The sequence below is a fragment of the Clostridium cellulovorans 743B genome, from assembly GCF_000145275.1.
Classification (GTDB): domain Bacteria; phylum Bacillota; class Clostridia; order Clostridiales; family Clostridiaceae; genus Clostridium_K; species Clostridium_K cellulovorans.
The window spans coordinates 1-24,759 of the sequence record NC_014393.1 but is presented as its reverse complement, the minus strand read 5'-3'; the positions used below and the strand labels follow the sequence as shown (position 1 = coordinate 24,759).

Below are 24,759 nucleotides of genomic sequence, written 5' to 3'. Positions count from 1 at the left end.
ATTATTTTTTATTTAATCTACATGTTATTATTACATTAAATAAACATTGGAGGTCATTATGAGAAAGTTCTTTAAATTTATAATTACATCTATTTTCATAATAATTGCTATAGATATCCTATCTAGAACTGCAACTTTGAATTGGTCATACTTAAAAGTAAACGATGAACTATATGTACTTTGCACATATAATATTCAGAATCTCGATGAAACTGATAAATTTACGAAAATTGGTACAATCGAGAGTAAAACAAATATTTTCATTAAGCCTATTTTCAATTATTCATCAAATTCTTTTAGAAAAGGATCTGAAGTCTATAAAACTGATGATAACCAAATTGCAGTAAAGCAAAATAATAAATTTTATGTCCTCTCTTCAACACAGTCTGAAGGATGGGGGAATGGCATTATGGTTAATCCTTATTTAGATTAAATTACTTATATTTTTGTTTCATCTATAGTTCGTAACTTTTTTATTTATTTCTCTATAATACAAAAATACTATAAGGCATGAAATTTTAGCCTTATAGTATTTTTTACGCTAAACGAGTTCTAAATATTATTTATATGCAAAAAAACAAGGATTGAAAAAATCCAATCCTTGTTTTTTATGGTGCGGCAGAGAAGATTCGAACTCCCGACCAACTGGTTCGTAGCCAGCTACTCTATCCAACTGAGCTACTGCCGCATGCAACAAATGTAGTATATCATAGTAATAAGAGAAAATCAATTACTACTACAAATTTTTTTGGAAATAAAAAACACCTAATTAATAGGTGTTTTTGGCGGAGGCAGAGGGATTTGAACCCTCGCACCGGTTATCCGATCTACGCCCTTAGCAGGGGCGCCTCTTCAGCCACTTGAGTATGCCTCCAGGTTGTGAAGTTAGAAACTATATTAAGTTTAAAACTATATGGCGGAGAGAAAGGGATTCGAACCCTTGGTACGGTTACCCGCACGCCGGTTTTCAAGACCGGTGCCTTAAACCAACTCGACCATCTCTCCTCGTTTATCACGAGTTTTATTATAACAACTATGAAATCGTATGTCAACAGTATTTTTAATAATATTTATAAAAAACTCAAATTTCTTTCCTTAATAAGATATTTTCATTATAAATTTACAACAAGAACTTTTATTAATTAGGTTTATTAGTAACTTTTAGCTAATTCTATGTTACTAGTATATTAATGACCAGAGAATGCTATATGGATTTTAATGAATATCCAAAAATTTAGTCTATAATACCCAAATTGAATAAGATTAAGGTAAAAGACTTACACTGAGCATTGATATATTAAAAAAAATCTAATTTATAAATAAAAAAGCTACCTACTTAAAGGTAGCTTTGGCGGAGAGAAAGGGATTCGAACCCTTGGTACGGTTACCCGCACGCCGGTTTTCAAGACCGGTGCCTTAAACCAACTCGACCATCTCTCCATATCGGATACGAATATAATTTTATCAGCAAATTATATTCGTGTCAACATATTTTTTTATTTTTTTCTGAATTTTCTTAATTTCTTCCTAAAAGACCGTTGATAAGATTATCATATCCTTCTTTTAAACTATTTATTCCGTCTTGTAGCTTGTCTTTAAAACTACTATAAGATTTTTCATTATTATCATCTTCCTTTTTCTCTACTTTACTTGGTTTTTCTATTACAACAACATCTTTTACGTATCTTGCATCCACAGCACATTTTACGCTACGTTCTCCTCCATTAACATTAATATTATTAACTTCTATTTTTCTTAAAGCTTTTAATTCTTCTATATTCTTATTGATGATTTCTTTATCTCGATCATATTCAAGCATCTCCGTAAAGGTCACTATAGCATCATCATAGTTTTTAGCTATCATTTCATTATTAGCCTTGCTTTGAAGACTTAAGTATCTTCTATCATCAATCATTGAAATAGAATATATCATGATTGAAATTATCGAAAAAGCTATTATTAAAGTAAATGTAATCAAAATATTTTTATCTTTTTCCGTTAAATGATTTTTCACTGCTATACCCCCTAAAATATTAACTTAATAATATCAGTGAAAGTAAAATAAATCAATATATTGTACATATTAGGAAACCTTTTCAATAAAAAAGTTGTCTCCTGATACAGATAAGAATAACCAAAATTCTTTACTTATCATAAGACAACTTTATATAAATTATAAAACTATTTTATTATATTTTTACATAACCAAATAACTATACATTAACAATTTTCATACTTTATTTTTTTCTAATGAAACTATTTTATAACTTCTACTCCACCCATGTATTTTCTTAAAACTTCTGGAATTGTTACACTGCCATCTTCATTTTGATAATTTTCAAGAATAGCAGCAAAAGTTCTTCCTACTGCAAGACCAGATCCATTTAATGTGTGAACAAATTGTGGTTTAGCTTTTGCATCTTCTCTATATTTTATGTTTGCTCTTCTAGCTTGGAAATCTTCAAAATTTGAACAACTTGATATCTCTACATATTTATTATAACTTGGCATCCATACTTCCAAATCATATTTTAAAGCCGCTGTAAATCCTAAATCACCCTTGCATATTCTTACCTTTCTATATGGTAATCCAAGTCCTTCTAGTATACTTTCTGCGTCTTTAACTAGTTTATCTAATTCTTCATAACTTTGTTCTTGTTTTGTAAACTTAACAAGTTCAACTTTATTAAATTGATGCTGTCTTACAAGTCCTCTAGTATCTCTTCCAGCTGAACCAGCCTCAGATCTAAAACAAGCTGAATAAGCTACATGCTTTATAGGTAATTCTTCACCAACTAAAATTTCATCTCTATAATAATTAGTTACAGGTACCTCTGCTGTAGGAATTAAGAAGTATCCGTTATTTTGTATTGTAAAAGCATCTTCTTCAAACTTAGGAAGTTGTCCTGTACCTTTCATACTATTTCTATTAGCCATTAATGGAGGCATAATTTCTGTATACCCATTTATATCAACATGTGTATCTAAGAAATAGCTGATTAGTGCTCTTTCTAATCTAGCACCAAGACCTCTATAAAAAGTAAATCTTGAACCAGTAACCTTCCCAGCTCTTTCAAAATCTAATATTTTTAGATCCACACCTAGATCCCAATGCGCTTTTGGCTCATTTTCAAATTTTCTTGGTTCTCCCCATCTTTTAATTTCAAGATTATCCTCATCTGTTGCCCCATCTGGAACTAATGGATTAGGTATGTTTGGAATTCTAAGCATTATGTACTCTATTTCTTCATCTATTGCTCTAACTTTGTCATCTAATTCCTTAATTTCGTCTGATAGAGATTTCATTCTTTGAAGCACTTCAGAAGCATCTTCGCCAGCTTTTTTTAGCTTTGGTACTAATGCTGATTCTGTATTTCTTTGGTTCTTTTTGTTTTCTACTTCTACTAAGATTGCTCTTCTTGACTCATCAAGCTCAACTACCTTATCTATAACAGTAAGATCAAAATCTTCACCTCTGTTGCTTAAAGCTGCTTTAATCTCATCTTTATTGCTTCTTATTCTTTTAAGATCTAACATTTTATTCTTCCTCTCTTTCAGTTCTATTTAAAAATAAAAAAGCTCCTATCCCTAATGAAAGGGACGGAGCTCCGCGTTGCCACCCTAATTGACTACATATATATAGTCCTCTTAATAATCTTTAACGGTAATTAACCGATTGCTCATCGCATTGTCTCCGAGTTGGATTCACAAATATCTATATATCAGTTTGCACCGCCCACTGACTCTCTATAATATAAAACATTGCTACTAGACTCTTCATAAACTGATATTATTTATAATATTACACATAGTATATTATAAAATTTTAGGTAAACCTTGTCAATAGCACTATTCCAATATATTTTTAGTTGCGATTATATCAACGCCAGTGTTTAATATATTTTTGCAAATTATATCTCCTCGTTTGACTGGCAAACCTATATAAACTCTGCTGATTGCCTTTGAAAGCTCTATAAATAGTTCCTTTTCTACAGGTTCTGTTGATTTAACAGGGCATACTTTTGCATTGCCACCTTTAATTCTCACAATAGTGGTAAATATCTCTTTCATCACCTATCACACCTATATTCCATCAAATTCCTTCATTCTACCTACAATAATATTAGAGTCCTTTGTATCCTTTACTATCTCTAGGACGTCTCTATTAAGTTCTCTGGCTAATATATTAACTATCTTATGAAGACAAGTTGCCCCTTTACAACTTCCTTGCATTGCTCCAGTTCTTCTTTTTACCCCTTCAACCGTTCTAGCTCCTAAAGGTCTTCTAATAGCATCTACTATTTCGCCTTCTGATACTTTGTTACAATAGCACACTATATTACCATACTTTTTATCTACATCAATAAGTTCTTGCCTTTCTTCATTAGAAAGATCTCTAAACTTAAATATATCTCTACGCTTATCTGTATAATCCTTTTTTAGAGTGCACTTTATATTTTCTCTTATAGTTTCAGAAATAATTTTTGCAATAGCAGGTGTCATAGTTACCTCTGAATAATTTTTACCTGATATCTTAATATAACCTTTATCAACATAACTATCATTTATTATTATAGTATCACTGTAATAGGTGTCACTATAGTATGCACTAATATAGTTATTTCTTATACCTTTTACCTGCTTCTTTATGATATCTTTAGCTTCTCTCATAGAAATTATATCATCATGTATTATAGCTCCAACTGTGGAATTAGGATTGGGAACTGCCACAGATATTTGATTATTCTCACTAATAGAAAGCATGATATTTGAAAGTTTCTTATCACCCTCATTTTCCATTAGAAAATAATTTATTTTTCGTCTTACAGCTTTATATTCCTCATCAATCAGATTATCTTCTATATCATAATTCTTTTGGGGAATTGTATTTATAACCATCTTGCACTTAAATTTATTTTTAGTAGTTGTAATTATTGAACCCTTCGCTATTGTTTCTATACTTAATACTTTCTCATTAAATCTAAAATTAACTCCATTATCAAAAGCAACTTCTGCTAATGCAAGAGCTAAATCATATGGCTCAATTATTCCTGTATTTCTAGATAAAATACCATTTATTACTTCCTTTTTAAGGTTAGGTTCTACCTCTGCTACCTTTTTACTGTTTATGAGCTCGATATTTTCAATGCCTCTATCAACAGCATCTTCATAAGTTTTTTGCAACTTTTGAGCTTCTTTATCACAATAAGCTAAGTATAACATATCCTTGGGCTGATATGATAAATTAAACTTTTCAGCAAGTTCTTTTATCAATACATTCCCTCTTTGTTCTAAAGTAGACATAATATCATTTTTTGCTATAGTTCCATCAAACACTATAGTAGAATTGATTATTTCAATATCTGTAGCTATATCATATTCTTTTTCTATTACTGCTATATTTAAACTATATTTCGATAATTCATAGGCGATGGCACACCCAAAGATGCCACCACCTAAAATCAGAACATCATAATCCATTAAAGCTATTCCTCCCTATAGGAACCATTATTTATTTATCTGTTCTATTATCTCCCCTAGTTGTTTTTGATAGTTACCATAAGCAGACCAATCTCCACTCTTTTGAGCTTCTATCATCTTGTTATATATATCTTTTGCTTGTTTAGCTAGGGTTAAATTGCCTGTATTACTATCATTCTTACCTTCTGTACCATCTGTTTTTTCAGTATTTTTTATATCTCCAAATAATAATCCCAATGCTACTTCCATGTTATCACCCATTACAGTTTTTTCACCATTGGATAATACTATTTTCTTTACTTCTGGTATACTATTTTCTCCAGTGGCTCTTATATATAAAGGCATTATATATAAGAGTGAGTTTTCCATCGGTACTATTACAGTATCACCATAATTTACATTTGATCCTTGCGTATTAAGAAGCGAAAGTTCCTTAGAGATTACAGCATCCTGTTTAAATTGCTTTTGGAATAAAGCTGGACTATATATACTTTCGTTACTTGGGAATCTATAAGCAACCAGATCTCCATAGTTTTCTCCATCCATTCTTCCTACTAACATAGATGACATATTATTCTTATTTCTTATATTGAAGTAATTAATAACTACCATCTCAGATTTATTAGACTTTGGTAACTTTAATGTTTGGTAATCAGTATTTTTCGCTTCATTTGCATTATTAGATACATCTGTATCATCCTTTGACACTTGCCATAAATCACTACCATCAAAGAATACATCTGGATCTGTAACATGATACTTTCCTAAAACCTCAGATTGTAAATCAAAAATGTCTTCTGGGTATTTAAAATGACTTATTATATCCTTTGATAACGTATTTAAATCCTTAAATAATGTTGGATATATCTTTTTATATGTTTGAATTAAAGGATCTTTTTCATCTGAGATATAGAAATTTGTATCTCCATTATAAGCATCTATTACTACCTTTACAGAATTTCTTATATAATTTATATTGTTATATGGTTGAGACATTGGATATCTATTGCTAGTAGTGTACCCGTCAATTATCCAATATAGCTTTCCTTCACTAATAACCATATATGGATCCCTATCGTAAGTTAGAAATGGTGCTATTTTGTTTATTCTATCTGTTATAGTCCTATTAAACATAATCTTACTATCAGCAGTTATTTCATTACTTAATAAGATTTTCTCACTTCCAAAATAAGCTGCATAAAGTAACTTCTTAGCAAAACTTAGTTTTATTCCACCATTACCATCATACTTATTTAATTTATTTTCTCCACCTTCTGGATAATCAACTTCTCCACTCTTAGTGTTTACTATTACATAGTTGCTATCAGCTTCTCCAAAGTATATTCTAGGGTTTTCTATTTTTATCCCAGACTTATTCTCCATTGGAATATCTTTTATTATAAAATTTGGTTTTCCTGATTCAGTAATAGAGTTAACTTTACTCATGGCAACACCATAACCATGTGTATATAAAAGGTGCTTTCCTTCCCATGTATTTGTACCTTGAGTCAATGATGCTGGATTCAATTCTCTAGTACCTAAAAATACCTGAGTAAACTTCCCATCCACTGTATATCTGTCTATATCTATATCATTGTAGTCATAATAATATTTCATACTTTGAACTTGATTATAGAATTCTAAAGCTGGTTTATATGAATTGATTTTAATATTATCAATTATACCTCTATTATTATTAATATCCTCAGCGGTTAAATTTCTATTTACATCATATTCTTCATACTTAATATCATTAATATCAAAAGCTTTCCTAGTATAATCTATGTTATATCCAATATATTTCTTTTCTAAGTTTCTCTGATTTGATTTAACTATAATACTTTCTGTAGCAGTAGAAACTAATGGTTGTATTGCTGTTAACACAAATATAGCAATTACTGATACTGCTATTGGTTTTATCTTCTTTCTTAATATACTCATAAACACAACAATTGCTGCAACAAATGATACAATAGCTATTGCCCTAAAAAAGTTTAATGTTATAGTTACATCAGTATAGCTAGCTCCATAAACAACACCTGCAGAACTATATACAATTTCATATCCTTTTAGAACATATCCATAAGAAGTAACTAGAAGTACTAAAGCTGCTAAAGAAGCTAATTGCTTACCTGCAAACTGAGCGATTTCCATGGAAATAATCTTAATATTACTCTTATTTAAATTTATAACATTGTTATTAACTGTTTTATTAAGTCTATCATAGGCAGTTACAGCTATATAAAATATTACTGTTGCTATTATAAGTAAAATTAAAGTCGTTAATAATACTTGATATATTCCTTTTAATAAAGGTAATTTAAATATGTAAAAGCTTATATCTTTATTAAAAATAGGATCAGTATCATTAAAATTAGTAGAATTCACAAACTGCAATATCTCATACCAAAAACCATTTCCTATAGATATTGATAAAAAGAATGATATAACTGCATCCACTAGAAAAACTAACTTATTTCTTTTATTGCTACCTGTATCTACAGCACTCCTAGATTTATTGAAACTTTTTCTTATACTTTTATAATACAAAAATATGAGTATGAAAAACACAAAGAATAATGGGATGGTTACAATAGCTAATGATTTTAACTTTGTAAAATATATAGCTAAATATTTAACCTCTTCATACCATTGTATATTTACTATTAGATTTACTATACTATTAAAGAACCCTACTAAAAGAAAAAATACAACAACTATAGGTACTATGAACTTTTTTAAAACACCGTTTTTATAAGCCAATTATTATTTCCTCCTACTTTCTTAATTTGTATATATTTTATTATTACTTACTTAAGTTTAGTAAGTTATGCTCTAATACATTCTATTTTTCTCTTTTTCCATAAAAATTTTCACTTTATATGTATGTTTATTTTACACTATTTACAACCTCATTAAAAGTGATGCTTCATATATTTACTGATGTTTATTCTAATAATAGATTTTTTTCTTTTAATTCTCTAAGGATATTTTGAAGCATTTCTTCATCTTTATATCGAATTAAATGCAAATGCACGCCTCCAGTCAACGCTGAAAGAGGCTTTGAATCTTTCAATTTTTGTATAAAACTTTGTACTTCATAAATAGTTTTTATCATAAGCATAGCTGTTATTTCACCATAAACAGCATGTTCAACTCTAATATCCTCGATTATACCACCATATTTTACAATGATGCTTAGTTCTGTTTCAATATCTTTTTCATCATGAAAAACAGCTATTACCTTTTTCAAATCTTTATTCTCTTGTTGTATCATATAACCTTTTGGAGTTGAAATTATATTATGTCCTTCTGCTTTTAAAATAGCTATGTCTTTAACAATTATTTGTCTAGTAACCTTAAGAAACTCTGCTAATACCTGTCCTTTCAAAACTTCTTTATCATCTATTAACTTATTAAGAATAAATTTTCTTCTCTCATCTGGTGACATCTTATTCTCCTTAATATTATTTATATTTATTTAATTATCTCTCAATTACCATTAATAACATTTCAGATAATAATGTTCAACTAATAAAATTACCTGAAGTAGTGTTTAGTAACTTTCTTAAAACCTATTATTGTAACTTTATATTTAGTTTTTATCATCAATATCTCTTAAAAGTTTTACTGCAACATTGTTATAATTCCTGTTATGATGGTATCTTATTACTTGCAAAAATTCTTTATCGTCACATTGATCCTTTAACATTTCATAGCCTTTTTCACCATGATTATAATAACAATCTATACTCTTAATATTAACAAATTTTATTAATTTTCCTTTTGTCAGACTATTTAACATAACTAAAACTGACTTATTAATTACATTTACTTTTTTAAATGATTTTCCTATATCATGTAATAAGCCAAGTCTTATATATTTTATTATTTCCGCCTTATTATAATTATCTCCACACTTTTCAATAATTATATTCTCTAATCCTTTTGCAACCCTTACACAATGCTTTTGATCATTTTTAGAAAGCTTTCTAAAAATAATAGTCTCTTTAGATGTAAGATATTTATTAACATATATATAGTCTTCTTCTCTCATTGTATCTGTAAGTTGAATAACAAATTGTCTTACTCTTTTAATACCCATTTTATTATCACCGTATCTAATAACTTTAAATAAGCTTAATTTATTTTATTTTTAATATTATTTGACCTTAATTTTAAAATTTTAAGTTTACACCTATATCATTAAATTAGTTATTATAAAATGATATTAGCACATATTTAGTTAAAATAATATAATGTTTAGTTTCTTAATTAAAATAATACCTTTACTTTTCTTTATTAAAACTTGTTTATTATTAATTTTATATCTCATAAAAATATTGAATTTATTTTATAAATCAAAAAATAAAAAAACCGTGATAATGAATCACGGTTTTTGGTGGAGAATAAGGGATTCGAACCCTTGACCCCCTGCGTGCAAGGCAGGTGCTCTCCCAACTGAGCTAATCCCCCATGGTGGACCTTTAGGGACTCGAACCCCAGGCCGTCCGGTTATGAGCCGGATGCTCTAACCAACTGAGCTAAAGATCCAATACCCAGCGACAACCTACTTTCCCACAAGACCTCTCCTGCAGTATCATCGGCCCTTAGTAGCTTAACCGTCGTGTTCGGAATGGGAACGGGTGTTACCTACCAGGCATAATCACTGGATACACTTTAAAATTTCTTTTAAAGCTCAGAGTGTTCTCTGAAAATTGCATAGATATTAAAAACTTTGTTTAGGTTAAGCCCTCGATCTATTAGTATGAGTCAGCTGAACATGTTACCATGCTTACACCCCTCACCTATCAACCTTGTGTTCTTCAAGGGATCTTACTAGCTTACGCTATGGGAAATCTAATCTTGAGGTGGGCTTCACGCTTAGATGCTTTCAGCGTTTATCCCTTCCCGACATAGCTACCCAGCCATGCTCCTGGCGGAACAACTGGTACACCAGAGGTCAGTCCATCCCGGTCCTCTCGTACTAAGGACAGCTCCTCTCAAATTTCCTACGCCCGCGACGGATAGGGACCGAACTGTCTCACGACGTTCTGAACCCAGCTCGCGTGCCGCTTTAATGGGCGAACAGCCCAACCCTTGGGACCTTCTCCAGCCCCAGGATGCGACGAGCCGACATCGAGGTGCCAAACCTCCCCGTCGATGTGGACTCTTGGGGGAGATCAGCCTGTTATCCCCGAGGTAGCTTTTATCCGTTGAGCGATGGCCCTCCCACGAGGAACCACCGGATCACTAAGCCCGACTTTCGTCCCTGCTCCACTTGTAGGTGTCGCAGTCAGGCTCCCTTCTGCCTTTGCACTCTTCGAACGATTTCCGACCGTTCTGAGGGAACCTTTGGGCGCCTCCGTTACTTTTTTGGAGGCGACCGCCCCAGTCAAACTGCCCATCTAACAATGTCCGGCACCCAGATTCATGGGTTTCCGTTAGAATCCCAATACTGTCAGGGTGGTATCCCAAGGTTGACTCCATAGAACCTGACGGCCCTACTTCCCAGTCTCCCACCTATCCTGTACAGACAATATCGAAACTCAATGCTAAACTACAGTAAAGCTCTACGGGGTCTTTCCGTCCAATCGCGGGTAGCAAGCATCTTCACTTGCACTACAATTTCGCCGGATTTACAGTTGAGACAGTGCCCAAATCATTACGCCATTCGTGCGGGTCGGAACTTACCCGACAAGGAATTTCGCTACCTTAGGACCGTTATAGTTACGGCCGCCGTTTACTGGGGCTTAAGTTCATGCCTTCGCTTGCGCTAAGCAATCCCCTTAACCTTCCAGCACCGGGCAGGCGTCAGCCCCTATACATCAGCTTTCGCTTTAGCAGAGACCTGTGTTTTTGCTAAACAGTTGCTTGGGCCTATTCTCTGCGGCCTAGCTTGCGCTAGGCACCCCTTCTCCCGAAGTTACGGGGTCAATTTGCCGAGTTCCTTAACTGTAATTCTTCCGCTGGTCTTAGGATTCTCTCCTCACCTACCTGTGTCGGTTTGCGGTACGGGTACTATTTTGCTCTCTAGAGACTTTTCTTGGCAGCGTGGAATCAGGTACTTCGCTACTAAATTTCGCTCCCCATCACACCTCAGAGTATTAGCACGCGGATTTGCCTACGTACACCCCTAAATGCTTAGACCAACATCCAATAGTTGGCACACCCTATCCTCCTGCGTCATCCCATCGATAATAACGCTAATAGTAGTATCGGAATATCAACCGATTGTCCATCACCTACGCCTTTCGGCCTCAGCTTAGGTCCCGACTAACCCTGGGCGGACGAGCCTTCCCCAGGAAACCTTAGGTTTTCGACCATTAAGATTCTCACTTAATTCTCGCTACTTATGCCAACATTCTCACTTCTGTACAGTCCACAGCTCCTTCCGGTACTGCTTCTGCCCATACAGAAAGCTCCTCTACCACTCCTTACGGAGTCCATAGCTTCGGTGGTAAGTTTGAGCCCCGGACATCTTCGGCGCAGGATCTCTTGACTAGTGAGCTATTACGCACTCTTTAAATGAGTGGCTGCTTCTAAGCCAACATCCTAGTTGTCTTAGAAATCCCACATCCTTTTCCACTTAACTTACACTTGGGGACCTTAGCTGATGGTCTGGGCTTTTTCCCTTTTGACTACGGACCTTATCATTCGCAGTCTGACTGCCGGGGTAAAAGTATATGGCATTCGGAGTTTGATAGAGTTCGGTAACTGTTGTCAGCCCCTAGCTCATTCAGTGCTCTACCTCCATTACTCATTTTACCCGACGCTAGCCCTAAAGCTATTTCGAGGAGAACCAGCTATCTCCGAGTTCGATTGGAATTTCTCCGCTATCCACAGCTCATCCCATGGTTTTTCAACACCAATGTGGTTCGGTCCTCCACGAGGTTTTACCCTCGCTTCAACCTGGCCATGGATAGGTCACCCGGTTTCGGGTCTACGGCATGCAACTAGTCGCGCTGTTCACACTTGGTTTCCCTTCGGCTACGTACCTTAAGTACTTAACCTTGCTGCATACCGTAACTCGTTGGCTCGTTCTACAAAAAGCACGTCGTCACACTCATATGGTGCTTCGACCGGTTGTAGGCATACGGTTTCAGGTTCTATTTCACTCCCCTTCCGGGGTTCTTTTCACCTTTCCCTCACGGTACTTCTTCACTATCGGTCACTAGGTAGTATTTAGCCTTGGGAGGTGGTCCTCCCTGCTTCCCACAAGGTTTCACGTGTCTCGTGGTACTCTGGATATACTCTCGCTATCATTCGCTTTCTCCTACGGGGCTATTACCCTCTATGGCTTAGCTTTCCAGCTATCTTCGAATAACAAACTCTAGCTTTTATGAGTATTCCACAACCCCAGAGATAAATCTCTGGTTTGGGCTCTTTCCCTTTCGCTCGCCGCTACTTAGGAAATCGAATTTCTTTCTCTTCCTCTGGGTACTTAGATGTTTCAGTTCCCCAGGTGTGGCTTCATGTAGCTATGTATTCACTACAGGATATACATCGTTTGATGCATAGGTTTCCCCATTCGGAAATCTCCGGATCACTGGCTATTTGCGCCTACCCGAAGCTTATCGCAGCTTATCGCGTCCTTCTTCGCCTCCTAGTGCCAAGGCATTCACCATACGCCCTTTGTAGCTTAACCTAAAAATTGCTATAACCTGCGCATTGCTTCGTCACTTTCGCCTCTGCGGTGCTCATTTACATAAGTAAACTCCGCTTCCTCGAGTTTTCAGTTCCTCGCACTGCTTGGTTCTATCAATTTTTTAATTTGGTCTAATTAACACGTTATCGGTTAATCTTATCAAATTAAATTAGTCTTAATTATACAAAGTTTATATAAATAACTTTACTTGGTTTTTAATATCTTATGCAATTTTCAAAGAACAACTTTTCCTTTTTATACAAGCTTTCGCTTTACATAAAAAAGACTTCCAAATCTCTTAGCCGTTAGGCTTTGATCTCTGGAAATTGAACAGAAGAAAGACCCAGTGGACACAGTGTCTTACAAGTAAAACTACTGTGTCATTTTCCTTAGAAAGGAGGTGATCCAGCCGCAGGTTCTCCTACGGCTACCTTGTTACGACTTCACCCCAATCATCGACCCCACCTTCGGCCGCTGGCTCCTTACGGTTACCTCACGGACTTCGGGTGTTGCCGACTCTCATGGTGTGACGGGCGGTGTGTACAAGGCCCGGGAACGTATTCACCGCGACATGCTGATTCGCGATTACTAGCAACTCCAACTTCATGTAGGCGAGTTTCAGCCTACAATCCGAACTGGGACGAGTTTTATAGATTTGCTCCACCTCACGGTCTTGCGTCTCGTTGTACTCGCCATTGTAGCACGTGTGTAGCCCTAGACATAAGGGGCATGATGATTTGACGTCATCCCCACCTTCCTCCTGGTTAACCCAGGCAGTCTTGCTAGAGTGCTCAACTAAATGGTAGCAACTAACAATAAGGGTTGCGCTCGTTGCGGGACTTAACCCAACATCTCACGACACGAGCTGACGACAACCATGCACCACCTGTCTTCCTGTCACCTCAAAGAGGTAACTTCCCCAGTTACGGGTAATTCAGGAGATGTCAAGTCTAGGTAAGGTTCTTCGCGTTGCTTCGAATTAAACCACATGCTCCGCTGCTTGTGCGGGCCCCCGTCAATTCCTTTGAGTTTTAATCTTGCGACCGTACTCCCCAGGCGGAATACTTAATGCGTTAGCGGCGGCACAGAGGTCATGACAACCCCTACACCTAGTATTCATCGTTTACGGCGTGGACTACCAGGGTATCTAATCCTGTTTGCTCCCCACGCTTTCATGCCTCAGCGTCAGTTACAGTCCAGAAAGTCGCCTTCGCCACTGATGTTCTTCCTAATCTCTACGCATTTCACCGCTACACTAGGAATTCCACTTTCCTCTCCTGCACTCTAGACTTCCAGTTTGAAATGCAGCACCCAAGTTGAGCTCGGGTATTTCACATCTCACTTAAAAATCCGCCTACACATCCTTTACGCCCAGTAAATCCGGACAACGCTTGCCACCTACGTATTACCGCGGCTGCTGGCACGTAGTTAGCCGTGGCTTGTTCTTTAGGTACCGTCATTATCGTCCCTAATCAAAGAGCTTTACAACCCGAAGGCCTTCATCACTCACGCGGCGTTGCTGCATCAGGGTTTCCCCCATTGTGCAATATTCCCCACTGCTGCCTCCCGTAGGAGTCTGGACCGTGTCTCAGTTCCAATGTGGCCGATCACCCTCTCAGGTCGGCTACGCATCGTCGCCTTGGTGAGCCGTTACCTCACCAACTAGCTAATGCGCCGCGGGCCCATCTTATAGCGGATTGCTCCTTTGATACATCTCTCATGCGAGAATTGCATTTTATGCGGTATTAATCTTCCTTTCGGAAGGCTATCCCCCTCTATAAGGCAGGTTGCCCACGTGTTACTCACCCGTCCGCCGCTAATCCACCCCGAAGGGCTTCATCGCTCGACTTGCATGTGTTAAGCACGCCGCCAGCGTTCGTCCTGAGCCAGGATCAAACTCTCAATTTAAATTGTTGAGTTCTAATCTTGACTTTGGTTTTTATTTTAAAACCTCAGAATTTGTCTGGTCTTGTTCTTCTGTTCAATTTTCAAAGATCAACTACTGTCATCTGACAGCTTATTCAGTATATCAGTTAAAAAGTTATTTGTCAACAACTTTTTTTCATCACTTATCAACATTATTTTTCTGTTGCTCTAAGCGACGAAATTTATTCTAACATAATTTAATTACAATAGTATTTTATATTATTTCATTTTTCTAATTTATATATAATAATCTTCATATTTCTCAATTTTTCTTTTATTTTTTTATATTGATACACTAGATTGCGTTGTTAAAGAAAAACTTCTCTTATTTTACTTGTAATTAAGATATATTTAAAATTCAAAGCAGAAAAGCTGCCCTGGAACTTTTAAGTTCTCAGAGCAGCCTTCTATTACTCTTCACTATTATTAGTATCTTCTTGCACTTCAGCTTCTTGTTCTAACGATTGAATCTCATTATGCTCTTGTAAATCTTCTATTTCTTCATCATCACTAATAACTTTTGCTATGGCAAGAACCTTTGTTTCATCGTTATTTCTCATTAAGGTAACTCCCATTGCACTTCTGCCTGTTGTAGATATTTCTTTTGAATTAATCCTAATAACTATATCAGCACTATTTATAATCATGATTTCATGCTCATCATTAACCATAGTAGCTGCTACAACTTTTCCAGTCTTCTCTGATACCTTGTAAGTTATTATGCCCATTCCACCCCTATTTTGGCACTTATACTCTCCTATAGGAGTTCTTTTTCCATAGCCATTTTCACTTACAACCAATATATCCATAGATTCATCTACAATTTCCATACTTACAACATTATCTTCATCACGAAGTGATATACCTTTTACACCTGTAGCTGTTCTTCCCATTGGTCTTACATCTTCTTCTTTGAATCTAATAGAATATCCATTTTGAGTAACCATTATAATCTGATCTTCCCCACTAGATAGCCTAACAGAAATCAACTCATCATCTTCTCTTAGTCCTACTGCATTAAGACCATTCTTTCTAATATTACTGAAATCCTCTAATGTTGTTTTCTTAATGATACCCTTCTTAGTTCCAAATACTAAGTATTGAGATTTCTCAAACTCACTTAAAGTTATAACAGCTTGAATTTTTTCTTCTGGTCTTAGCAATAATAAATTTATTACATTAGTTCCTTTAGCAGTTCTACCTGCTTCTGGAATCTCATAACCTTTTAATGTGTATACTCTTCCAAAATTAGAGAAGAATAATATATGATCATGTGTCGATGTAACAAATATATTTTCTACTATATCATCTTCCTTGGTGGTAGCAGCTTGGATCCCCTTCCCACCTCTTTTTTGTGCTGAATAAGTACTTTCTGCTATTCTCTTTATATATCCAGCACGCGTTAATGTCACAACAACCTTATGCTCTTGTATAAGGTCCTCTATATTAATATCATTTTGTGACGCTTCTATAGCAGTTCTTCTTTCATCACCGAATCTTCCCTTAATTTCATTAAGTTCATCCCTTATGATGTTTAGAATTAAAGCTTCATTTGCCAGAATCTCTTTTAACTTGTTAATTAAGGCCATAAGTTCACTTAATTCATCTTCTATCTTTTGTCTTTCTAAACCAGTTAAACTTCTTAACCTCATTTCAACTATAGCAGTTGATTGTTTTTCAGATAAGGCGAATCTTTCTTGAAGTCTTTCCTTGGCTTCATTAGTTGATTTTGAACTTCGTATTATACTTATAACCTCATCGATATTATCTAATGCTATTTTTAAGCCTTCTAAAATATGAGCTCTAGCTTCTGCTTTTTCTAATTCAAACTGAGTTCTTCTTGTTATAACTTCTTTTTGGAAGTTAAGATAATGAACTAGAACCTCCTTTAAATTTAGAACTTTTGGTTGGTTGTCAACTAAGGCAAGCATTATAATACCAAAACTATCTTGAAGTTTTGTATGCTTATATAATTGATTTAATATTACATTTGGATTTGCATCTCTTTTAAGTTCTATTACTATTCTCATACCATCTCTGTCTGATTCATCACGAAGGTCTGAAATTCCAACAATCTTTTTATCCTTTACAAGGTCTGCTATGTTTTCTATCAACTTAGCTTTATTTACTTGATAAGGTATTTCTGTAACTATAATTTTATGTCTTCCACCATCTTCTTCAATGGTTGCATTTGCTCTAACTACAACTTTACCTCTTCCAGTCTCATAAGCTTCTCTTATTCCAGACTTACCCATAATTATTCCTGCTGTAGGAAAGTCTGGTCCTTTAATTTTAGTCATAAGATCCAGTACTGTAGCTTCAGGATTTTCAATTAATAAATTTACACCATCGATAACTTCTGTCAAGTTATGCGGAGGTATATTAGTAGCCATACCAACAGCGATTCCAGATGAACCATTTACCAAAAGGTTAGGAAACCTTGAAGGTATTACCGTTGGTTCTTGTTCATCTCCATCATAGTTAGGAATAAAATCTACAGTGTTCTTGTTTATATCTCTGACCATTTCATTAGCCATCTTATCCATTCTTGCTTCTGTATATCTCATGGCAGCTGCACCATCACCATCGACAGAACCAAAATTTCCATGGCCATCTACAAGAGTATATCTCATTGAGAAATCTTGAGCTAATCTAACTAATGCATCATAAACTGATGAATCACCATGTGGGTGATATTTACCTAGTACATCTCCGACTATTCTTGCACACTTTCTATGTGGCTTATCAGGTGTTATGCCTAGTTCATACATCGAATAAAGTATTCTTCTATGAACAGGCTTTAAACCATCCCTTACATCTGGAAGTGCACGACCAACGATAACACTCATTGCATAATCTATATAGCATTTTTTCATTTCATTACTAATATCAACAGGTAATGTTTTACCTTCATTGTTGTTCATGCTTTCACCTCAATCTATGGACTATACGTCAAGATTCACTACATTCTTTGCGTTTTCTTGAATAAATTCTCTTCTTGGCTCAACTTTTTCACCCATCAGTATTGTGAATATTTCATCTGCCATCATAGCTTCACCCATATCCACTTTTAATAAAAGTCTATGTTCAGGATCCATCGTTGTATCCCAAAGTTGTTGAGCATCCATTTCTCCAAGTCCTTTATATCTTTGAATTACAGTGCTATTATCTTTACCACCTATATCCTTCAAGATATCTTTTAGCTCATCGTCGTTATATGCATACCATTCTTTTTTATTTCTAGATACCTTATATAGCGGTGGTTGAGCTATATACACGTGCCCCTTCTCAATCATATCTCGCATGTATCTATAGAAAAATGTTAGTAATAAAGTTCTTATATGAGCTCCATCAACATCGGCATCAGTCATTATTATTATCCTATGATACCTAAGTTTATCTAGGTCAAAATCTTTTCCTATACCAGCTCCAAAAGCTGTTATCATAGATCTTATTGTATCTGATCCTAGAATTTTATCTAACCTTTGTTTTTCAACATTCATAATCTTACCTCTAAGTGGTAAGATTGCTTGGAAACGTCTGTTTCTTCCTTGCTTTGCAGAGCCTCCTGCCGAATCTCCCTCAACTATATAGATTTCACACTCTGAAGGATCCTTTGATGAACAGTCAGCGAGCTTTCCTGGAAGTGATGTACTTTCTAGTATAGACTTTCTTCTAGTCAACTCTCTAGCCTTTTTAGCAGCTTCTCTAGCCCTTGAAGCAGTTAATGCTTTATCCACTATTATCTTTCCAACAGAAGGATTCTCCTCTAAGAATGTACTAACACTTCCGCCAAGTATACTATCAACAATTCCTCTTACTTCTGAATTTCCTAACTTTGTTTTAGTCTGTCCTTCGAATTCTGGTTCAGGAATTTTTACAGAGATGATTGCTGTAAGACCTTCTCTCACGTCTTCTCCTGATAAATTTTTATCATTTTCCTTTAAAAAACCAAACTTTCTTGCATAATCATTTATAACTCTAGTCATTGCATTCTTGAAACCTGCTAAATGAGTTCCACCTTCTGCTGTGTCTATGTTATTTGCAAAAGAAAAGATATTTTCTTGATATGTATCATTGTATTGAAGTGCAATCTCAACTAGTATATCATTTTGAATTCCCTCAATGTAGATTGGTTCAGGAAACAATGCTTCTTTGTTTCGATTCAAGTAACTTACAAATGATTTTATACCACCATCATAATGAAAACTATCAGACTTATCATTTCTTCTGTCTTCTATGGATATATTAATTCCTTTGTTAAGGAATGCTAATTCTCTTAATCTTTGAACTAAAGTGTCATAATCAAATTCAAGTGTTTCAAATATTTCATGGTCAGGTGTAAAGAAAACTTCAGTTCCATGTTCCTCGGTTTCACCTATTACCTCTAATTCAGTTGCAACATTTCCTCTATGAAATTCTTGCCTATGAATTTTTCCATCTATGCTTACAGTTACAATACAAGTTTCAGATAATGCATTTACTACAGATGCTCCAACACCATGTAATCCTCCAGAAACCTTATAACCACCACCACCAAATTTTCCTCCAGCATGAAGAATAGTCATAATAACTTCTACTGCTGGTCTATTCATCTTAGCATGCATACCTACAGGCATACCCCTGCCATCATCTTTTACTGATATAGAATTATCTTCATGAATAATAACATCAATATTTTTACAAAAACCTGCTAAAGCCTCATCTATACTATTATCAACTATTTCATAAACTAGATGATGAAGTCCTCTAGAACTAGTACTTCCAATATACATTCCTGGCCTTTTTCTAACTGCTTCTAAACCTTCAAGTACTTGTATCTGACTTGCATCATAGCTTTGTTTTTTATCTGTCATAGGACCCTCCTATTACTTAATCTTGAATTTTAGTATTCCTCGTATATAGATTGTGTTCTCTTACACAATGTAGCTGAAGAGATAGGTGATAAAAATATCTTAGACTTTTTATTCACCTCTGCCACAATAAATGACTTTGGTTTATCATTTGTTATTTTTTCTATAAAGCCATCTTCCTCTGCTAGCCTTAAAAATTGAACAGTATCTGCACCATACATTGTCGTATCTATATCAAAAATGCCTATAACATCTCTAACAGGAACCACTACATTTTCTCCTAAATGTAAAAACACACAATCCACTCCTCACCTTCAAATTTTCTCCTCAATGCATCCTTCATTAACAATAAAAAGTTTATAATCATCATTTAGATAATTATTTATCTCATTCATACCAGTACATGTAATTACGGTTTGAACATCCTTTATGGAATTCAAAATATACTTTTGTCTATTTGTATCTAACTCAGAGAGTACGTCATCTAATAAGAGTATAGGATATTCTCCTATAAGTTCTTTAATTATCTTAAGAGAGGCAAATTTAATAGTCAGGATCGAAGTTCTTTGCTGTCCTTGTGATCCATAACTCCTAGTGTCGATATCATTTATCTCGATAGAGAAATCGTCCCTATGAGGTCCAACAGTAGTACTTTTTTTAATAAAGTCTCTTTGACGATTTTTCTTTAGTAGGTTAATTAGTTCCACTTCAATACCATTTAAGTTTTTTGCATCAGTGATATAGCTAAAAGAAATTTTTTCTTTTGAAACGGTTATGTCTTTATGAATTTCCTGTCCATATCTATTTAATTTATTTATATAATCAACTCTATCCTTTACGATATGTGAACCAAATTTAGCCAGTTGCATATCATATACTTCGATTATATCAAGATTATTGCCATTATTACTCTTTAATACAACATTTCGTTCGTTTAAAACTTTATTATATTGAACAAGATTAAAATAATACTTAGAGTTTAACTTACAAAGTTCTATATCCAAAAACTTACGACGATAAGATGGTGAGTCTTTTACAATTTTCAAATCTTCTGGTGAAAACATAACTACGTTACAAATTCCAATAAGCTCAGATATTTTTTTTAACTTTATTGAATTAATTGATATTGCTTTTTTACCTTCTTTTAAAATATCAATTTTTATTTTTTTGTTTAACCTAGTCTTATTTACTGTTACTTCAAGTTGACCACTTAAAGCATCCCATAATATTAATTCTTTGTCTTTGTTTGTTCTATGTGATTTACCTAGACTGCAATAATAAATAGCCTCTAAGACATTTGTTTTTCCTTGAGCATTATCACCAGTAAATACATTTACACCACTATATAAGTCTATATTAAGTTCTTTATAATTTCTAAAATTTCTTAATTTTAGATTTTCGATAAACATATTTTTCTCCTTTAATTATACCATAAAGGGAGTTTAAACTCACTGAAACATATGAAATTTAACAACATGCTAAAAGTTTCAGCCTATGCGTTAATAACATAAGGTATTTTTTAGACTATAACGGTTTAAATAATTCCTTATGATATTGCATAGGCAAATCGTTTTGCTAATTATTATCTTTAAAGGCGACTTAAACAACTTTATAAGATTCGCCATTAAATTCAACAACATCACCTTTATAAAGTTTTTTTCCTCTTCGTTCTTCTATTTCTCCATTAACAGTTACTTCTTGGCTTTTTATTATCATTTTTGCCTCTGATCCAGAACTAACTATTGCAGCAAGTTTCATAAATGAATCCAATTTAATAAATTCTGTTTCTATGACTATTTCGCTCATAATATCTTCAGCATACTTATGCTGACTCTCCTTATTAACAATTTTAATCATTCTAATACCCTAAAATATTATTTTACACTAATTTTCAAAAAAAATAAATATAGATTTAATATTGCAGATGATTATTTCCCAGATCATAATATGGTACTGTATACCCCATTAATAATTATGCATTAAAAATAAAAGTCTTGCAAGTTAAGTATTCTATTCTTGCAAGACTTTGTTTTCTATGAGTTTGATATTCTAACAGGAAGAACTAAGTATATAACATTATCATTTTCAATATTTTTAATTATACAAGGACTTACTGCTGAAGTGAATTGAAGTGTTATTGTTTCTTCTTCCATAATTTTTAAAGCATCGATTAAATATTTTGAATTAAAAGCGATTTGTAGCTCATTACCTTTTAGTAGCTTTATAGATACCTCTTCTCTAACATCACCTAATTGAGAATTAGAAGTAATAACAATATTATCTTCGCTAATATTGAATTTGATCAAATTACTGCTAGCATCTTTTGAAACTAGTGAAGCTCTTTCTATTGAATTTAACAAAGATGCTCTGTTTACAGAAATACTAAGTTCATGTTCCTCTGGAATTATTGCTTGGTATTTTATGAATTCACCTTCTAAAAGTCTTGAAACTACTTTTGTTTCTCCTAAATTAAATAAAATGTGGTTAGTGGTAAATGTTATATCAACATCCCCTTCATCTTCAAGTATTTTAACTACTTCATGAAGAGTTTTTCCTGGAATTACTGCACTAAATTCTTGTTCGGTATCAATTGTCTCTTTTTTAAGCGCAAGTCTAAAGCCATCTAAAGCAACTAAGTTTAACGTTCTATTTTTTATTTCAAACAATATTCCTGTTAATATCGGTCTAGTTTCATCTATTGCAATTGCAAATATCGTAGATCTTATCATGTTTTTAATAAGTTTTTGAGGAATTGAGATGATTTCATCTTCATCTATGTATGGAAGTTGTGGAAATTCATCTGCTTTCATGTGAACAAGAGTAAATCTTGACCTTTGGCAAGTAATTTCTATAGTTCCTTCACTTATTGATTTAATTTGTATTTCTGAATTAGGTAATTTTCTTATGATATCTCCGAAAAGCTTCGAATCTACTACAATAGATCCTTCTTCCTTGATGTTAGCATTACACTTAGTTTCAATACCAAGATCTATATCTGAACTATTTATTGTTAGTTTATTTCCTCTAGCATTTAAAAGTAATCCTTGTAAAATAGGCATTGTAGACTTACCAGTTACTGCTTTCTGAGCAATAGAGATAGCTTCTTGCAAATTAGTTTTATCACATGTAAAGTTCATTATAAGAACCTCCTTTATTAACAGTTGAAAAGTTTTTTATATAGATAGAGAAGATATAATAAAATATATAGTAATAGTAGTAGGGGCTGTTGATATGTGTATAAGTAACAAATATCATTGATTTAAAAGATAATAGGCCAAAAATATCTGTGGATAAAGCTTTGATAAATTTTCATCACTTATCCACAGAATTAACAAGGCTTTTATTTTATATTTTTTATCAACAGGTAATTAACTAATTATTATCAACAAGTTGTTAGTTAATTTTGATTAATCCTTTTTGTCAGGATTTCTATAATATTTTTAAGACTTTCATCGCTTTTATAAGCTTCATTTATTTTTTCGTAAGCATGTATGACAGTAGTATGGTCACGTCCCCCAAATTCTTCACCTATTTTTGGGAGTGAGTTATCGGTAAGCTTCCTACATAAAAACATAGCTATCTGTCTTGGATATGCTATATTTTTAGTTCTTCTAGCTGATTTAAAGTCTTCAATTTTTAGGTTGTAATAAGATGCAACAATTTCTTGAATTAATTCTATTGTGATTTGTTTAGTTGCCCTATTAGATATTATGTCTTTTAGTGCTTCCTGAGCTAAATCTACACTTATTTCTTTATTGGTTAATGATGAAAAAGCAACTATTCTTATTAAAGCACCTTCAAGTTCTCTTATATTAGACTTTATGGTTGTAGCTATATAGGTTAAAACTTCATTAGGGACATTGAGTTTTTCTACATCTGCTTTTTTCTTTAATATTGCTATTCTTGTTTCAAAATCTGGAGGCTGAATATCTGCTATTAATCCCCATTCAAAACGAGACCTAAGCCTATCTTCAAGTGTAGGAATTTCCTTTGGCGGCCTATCACTTGATAGAATAATTTGTTTATTTGCATCATATAGTGCATTAAATGTATGGAAGAATTCTTCCTGAGTTCTTTCTTTTCCTGCGATGAATTGAATATCATCTATAAGTAGAAGATCTACGTTTCTATATTTATTTCTAAATTCCTCATTTTTATCATCTTTAATAGAGTTAATAAGTTCATTTGTAAACTTTTCTGATGAGACATAAGCTACTTTAGCTTTGGAATTATTTTTTAAAATGTAATGACCTATTGCATGCATTAAGTGAGTTTTTCCAAGACCTACTCCTCCATAGATAAATAAAGGATTATAAGCCTTAGCTGGTGATTCAGCTACTGCTAGACATGCTGCATGGGCAAAACGATTGCTATTACCTATAACAAAGGAATTGAATGTGTACTTAGGATTAAGAACCGAGTTCATTTCATCGGGAGATACAGTTGCTATAATATGTTGTTTTTGAATTTTAGGTTCGGAATCATCTGATGTTATAACATCCTCACTTATTATTTTGAACTCTACATTATATTTCTTAGATGTGACCATGTTTATTGCATTTATAACAAGGTCTTTGTATCTAGATTCTAATATACCTCTTGTAAAGTCATTTGGGACTCCAAAAGTTATAGTGGTATCATCTATATATTCAGGTGTTATACTCTTAATCCAAGTATTAAAGCTTACTTCTGTAAGTTCACCTTTTATAATAGTTAAGGTTTTATCCCATATATCTGATAAGTGGACATTCATCGCTTATCCTCCTAGAAAAATTTTATATCCACAGTATATAAACAAAAAAATACACATAAAAAAATGCTATTAATCTTTGTTGACAAATGTTATTGAAA

General features: G+C 33.8%; 15 protein-coding genes, 6 tRNA genes, 3 rRNA genes and 1 other annotated feature. Of the genes, 1 reads left to right on the top strand and 23 read right to left on the bottom strand.

From position 1 onward, the window contains the following. The first annotated feature begins 58 nt into the window (after window positions 1–58). The gene (locus CLOCEL_RS00125) at window positions 59–433 is read left to right on the top strand and encodes a hypothetical protein (protein WP_010073085.1); all 375 of its coding nucleotides are present in this window, start codon (window positions 59–61) and stop codon (window positions 431–433) included. A 178-nt stretch (window positions 434–611) separates the two neighbouring features. On the opposite strand, the gene CLOCEL_RS00120 is transcribed toward CLOCEL_RS00125, so the two are convergent. The 23 genes from CLOCEL_RS00120 to dnaA form a co-directional block, all read right to left on the bottom strand. Next, a tRNA-Arg gene (locus CLOCEL_RS00120) sits at window positions 612–688 on the bottom strand. A 95-nt stretch (window positions 689–783) separates the two neighbouring features. Next, a tRNA-Ser gene (locus CLOCEL_RS00115) sits at window positions 784–874 on the bottom strand. Between the two features lie 40 nt (window positions 875–914). Beyond that, window positions 915–1,005, bottom strand: a tRNA-Ser gene (locus CLOCEL_RS00110). A 344-nt stretch (window positions 1,006–1,349) separates the two neighbouring features. Further along, window positions 1,350–1,440, bottom strand: a tRNA-Ser gene (locus CLOCEL_RS00105). A gap of 76 nt (window positions 1,441–1,516) precedes the next feature. Next, window positions 1,517–2,014 carry a hypothetical protein gene (locus tag CLOCEL_RS00100; RefSeq protein WP_010073086.1) on the bottom strand — a complete coding sequence of 166 codons (498 nt, stop codon included), beginning with the start codon at window positions 2,012–2,014 and terminating at the stop codon, window positions 1,517–1,519. Window positions 2,015–2,256: 242 nt separating this feature from the next. Then, the gene (gene serS, locus CLOCEL_RS00095; RefSeq protein ID WP_010073087.1) at window positions 2,257–3,537 is read right to left on the bottom strand and encodes a serine--tRNA ligase; all 1,281 of its coding nucleotides are present in this window, start codon (window positions 3,535–3,537) and stop codon (window positions 2,257–2,259) included. 56 nt (window positions 3,538–3,593) lie between these two features. Then, window positions 3,594–3,790, bottom strand: a binding site (T-box leader). A gap of 59 nt (window positions 3,791–3,849) precedes the next feature. Beyond that, window positions 3,850–4,071, bottom strand: a complete 222-nt coding sequence (locus CLOCEL_RS00090; protein ID WP_010073088.1) for a DUF1667 domain-containing protein — start codon at window positions 4,069–4,071, stop codon at window positions 3,850–3,852. Window positions 4,072–4,083: 12 nt separating this feature from the next. Next, window positions 4,084–5,481 carry an NAD(P)/FAD-dependent oxidoreductase gene (locus tag CLOCEL_RS00085; RefSeq protein ID WP_013291565.1) on the bottom strand — a complete coding sequence of 466 codons (1,398 nt, stop codon included), beginning with the start codon at window positions 5,479–5,481 and terminating at the stop codon, window positions 4,084–4,086. Window positions 5,482–5,508: 27 nt separating this feature from the next. After that, a complete protein-coding gene (locus CLOCEL_RS00080; protein ID WP_010073091.1) occupies window positions 5,509–8,244 on the bottom strand; it encodes a UPF0182 family protein in 2,736 nt (911 codons plus the stop codon). A 184-nt stretch (window positions 8,245–8,428) separates the two neighbouring features. Next, a complete protein-coding gene (locus CLOCEL_RS00075) occupies window positions 8,429–8,932 on the bottom strand; it encodes a transcription repressor NadR (RefSeq protein ID WP_010073092.1) in 504 nt (167 codons plus the stop codon). Window positions 8,933–9,076: 144 nt separating this feature from the next. Further along, window positions 9,077–9,586 carry an HD domain-containing protein gene (locus tag CLOCEL_RS00070; protein WP_010073093.1) on the bottom strand — a complete coding sequence of 170 codons (510 nt, stop codon included), beginning with the start codon at window positions 9,584–9,586 and terminating at the stop codon, window positions 9,077–9,079. 295 nt (window positions 9,587–9,881) lie between these two features. After that, window positions 9,882–9,957: transfer RNA gene (locus CLOCEL_RS00065), tRNA-Ala, on the bottom strand. A 1-nt stretch (window position 9,958) separates the two neighbouring features. Then, window positions 9,959–10,035 (bottom strand) — tRNA-Ile (locus tag CLOCEL_RS00060). 3 nt (window positions 10,036–10,038) lie between these two features. Continuing rightward, window positions 10,039–10,155 (bottom strand): 5S ribosomal RNA (gene rrf, locus CLOCEL_RS00055). Window positions 10,156–10,224: 69 nt separating this feature from the next. After that, window positions 10,225–13,129: ribosomal RNA gene (locus tag CLOCEL_RS00050) — 23S ribosomal RNA — on the bottom strand. 393 nt (window positions 13,130–13,522) lie between these two features. Then, window positions 13,523–15,037: ribosomal RNA gene (locus CLOCEL_RS00045) — 16S ribosomal RNA — on the bottom strand. Together the 16S, 23S and 5S rRNA genes with 2 tRNA genes alongside form the textbook arrangement of a ribosomal RNA operon. Before the next feature lie 428 nt (window positions 15,038–15,465). Then, window positions 15,466–17,979 (bottom strand): DNA gyrase subunit A, encoded by a 2,514-nt coding sequence (gene gyrA, locus CLOCEL_RS00040; protein ID WP_010074414.1) that lies wholly within the window; start codon window positions 17,977–17,979, stop codon window positions 15,466–15,468. Window positions 17,980–18,000: 21 nt separating this feature from the next. After that, window positions 18,001–19,911: a DNA topoisomerase (ATP-hydrolyzing) subunit B gene (gyrB, locus tag CLOCEL_RS00035; protein ID WP_010074413.1), complete on the bottom strand. Its 1,911-nt coding sequence runs from the start codon at window positions 19,909–19,911 to the stop codon at window positions 18,001–18,003. Between the two features lie 29 nt (window positions 19,912–19,940). After that, window positions 19,941–20,204, bottom strand: coding sequence for an extracellular matrix regulator RemB (gene remB, locus CLOCEL_RS00030; protein WP_010074412.1), 264 nt, complete (start codon window positions 20,202–20,204; stop codon window positions 19,941–19,943). An 18-nt stretch (window positions 20,205–20,222) separates the two neighbouring features. Next, entirely contained in the window at window positions 20,223–21,317 is a 1,095-nt protein-coding gene (gene recF, locus CLOCEL_RS00025; RefSeq protein ID WP_010074411.1) for a DNA replication/repair protein RecF, read from the bottom strand. 190 nt (window positions 21,318–21,507) lie between these two features. Next, a complete protein-coding gene (gene yaaA / locus CLOCEL_RS00020; RefSeq protein WP_010074410.1) occupies window positions 21,508–21,714 on the bottom strand; it encodes a S4 domain-containing protein YaaA in 207 nt (68 codons plus the stop codon). Window positions 21,715–21,941: 227 nt separating this feature from the next. Continuing rightward, window positions 21,942–23,045, bottom strand: coding sequence for a DNA polymerase III subunit beta (gene dnaN / locus CLOCEL_RS00015; protein WP_010074409.1), 1,104 nt, complete (start codon window positions 23,043–23,045; stop codon window positions 21,942–21,944). Window positions 23,046–23,305: 260 nt separating this feature from the next. Continuing rightward, entirely contained in the window at window positions 23,306–24,661 is a 1,356-nt protein-coding gene (gene dnaA, locus CLOCEL_RS00010; protein ID WP_010074408.1) for a chromosomal replication initiator protein DnaA, read from the bottom strand. Window positions 24,662–24,759 lie beyond the last annotated feature (98 nt).

Excerpts from the sequence above, each read along its gene's own strand:
- CLOCEL_RS00075 (WP_010073092.1), bottom strand. The coding sequence starts at position 8,932 with ATGTCACCAGATGAGAGAAGAAAATTTATTCTTAATAAGTTAATAGAT.
- dnaA (WP_010074408.1), bottom strand. The coding sequence starts at position 24,661 with ATGAATGTCCACTTATCAGATATATGGGATAAAACCTTAACTATTATA.
- CLOCEL_RS00125 (WP_010073085.1), top strand. The coding sequence starts at position 59 with ATGAGAAAGTTCTTTAAATTTATAATTACATCTATTTTCATAATAATT.
- CLOCEL_RS00085 (WP_013291565.1), bottom strand. The coding sequence starts at position 5,481 with ATGGATTATGATGTTCTGATTTTAGGTGGTGGCATCTTTGGGTGTGCC.
- recF (WP_010074411.1), bottom strand. The coding sequence starts at position 21,317 with ATGTTTATCGAAAATCTAAAATTAAGAAATTTTAGAAATTATAAAGAA.
- CLOCEL_RS00070 (WP_010073093.1), bottom strand. The coding sequence starts at position 9,586 with ATGGGTATTAAAAGAGTAAGACAATTTGTTATTCAACTTACAGATACA.
- dnaN (WP_010074409.1), bottom strand. The coding sequence starts at position 23,045 with ATGAACTTTACATGTGATAAAACTAATTTGCAAGAAGCTATCTCTATT.
- serS (WP_010073087.1), bottom strand. The coding sequence starts at position 3,537 with ATGTTAGATCTTAAAAGAATAAGAAGCAATAAAGATGAGATTAAAGCA.
- yaaA (WP_010074410.1), bottom strand. The coding sequence starts at position 21,714 with ATGAGCGAAATAGTCATAGAAACAGAATTTATTAAATTGGATTCATTT.
- gyrA (WP_010074414.1), bottom strand. The coding sequence starts at position 17,979 with ATGAACAACAATGAAGGTAAAACATTACCTGTTGATATTAGTAATGAA.
- CLOCEL_RS00090 (WP_010073088.1), bottom strand. The coding sequence starts at position 4,071 with ATGAAAGAGATATTTACCACTATTGTGAGAATTAAAGGTGGCAATGCA.
- gyrB (WP_010074413.1), bottom strand. The coding sequence starts at position 19,911 with ATGACAGATAAAAAACAAAGCTATGATGCAAGTCAGATACAAGTACTT.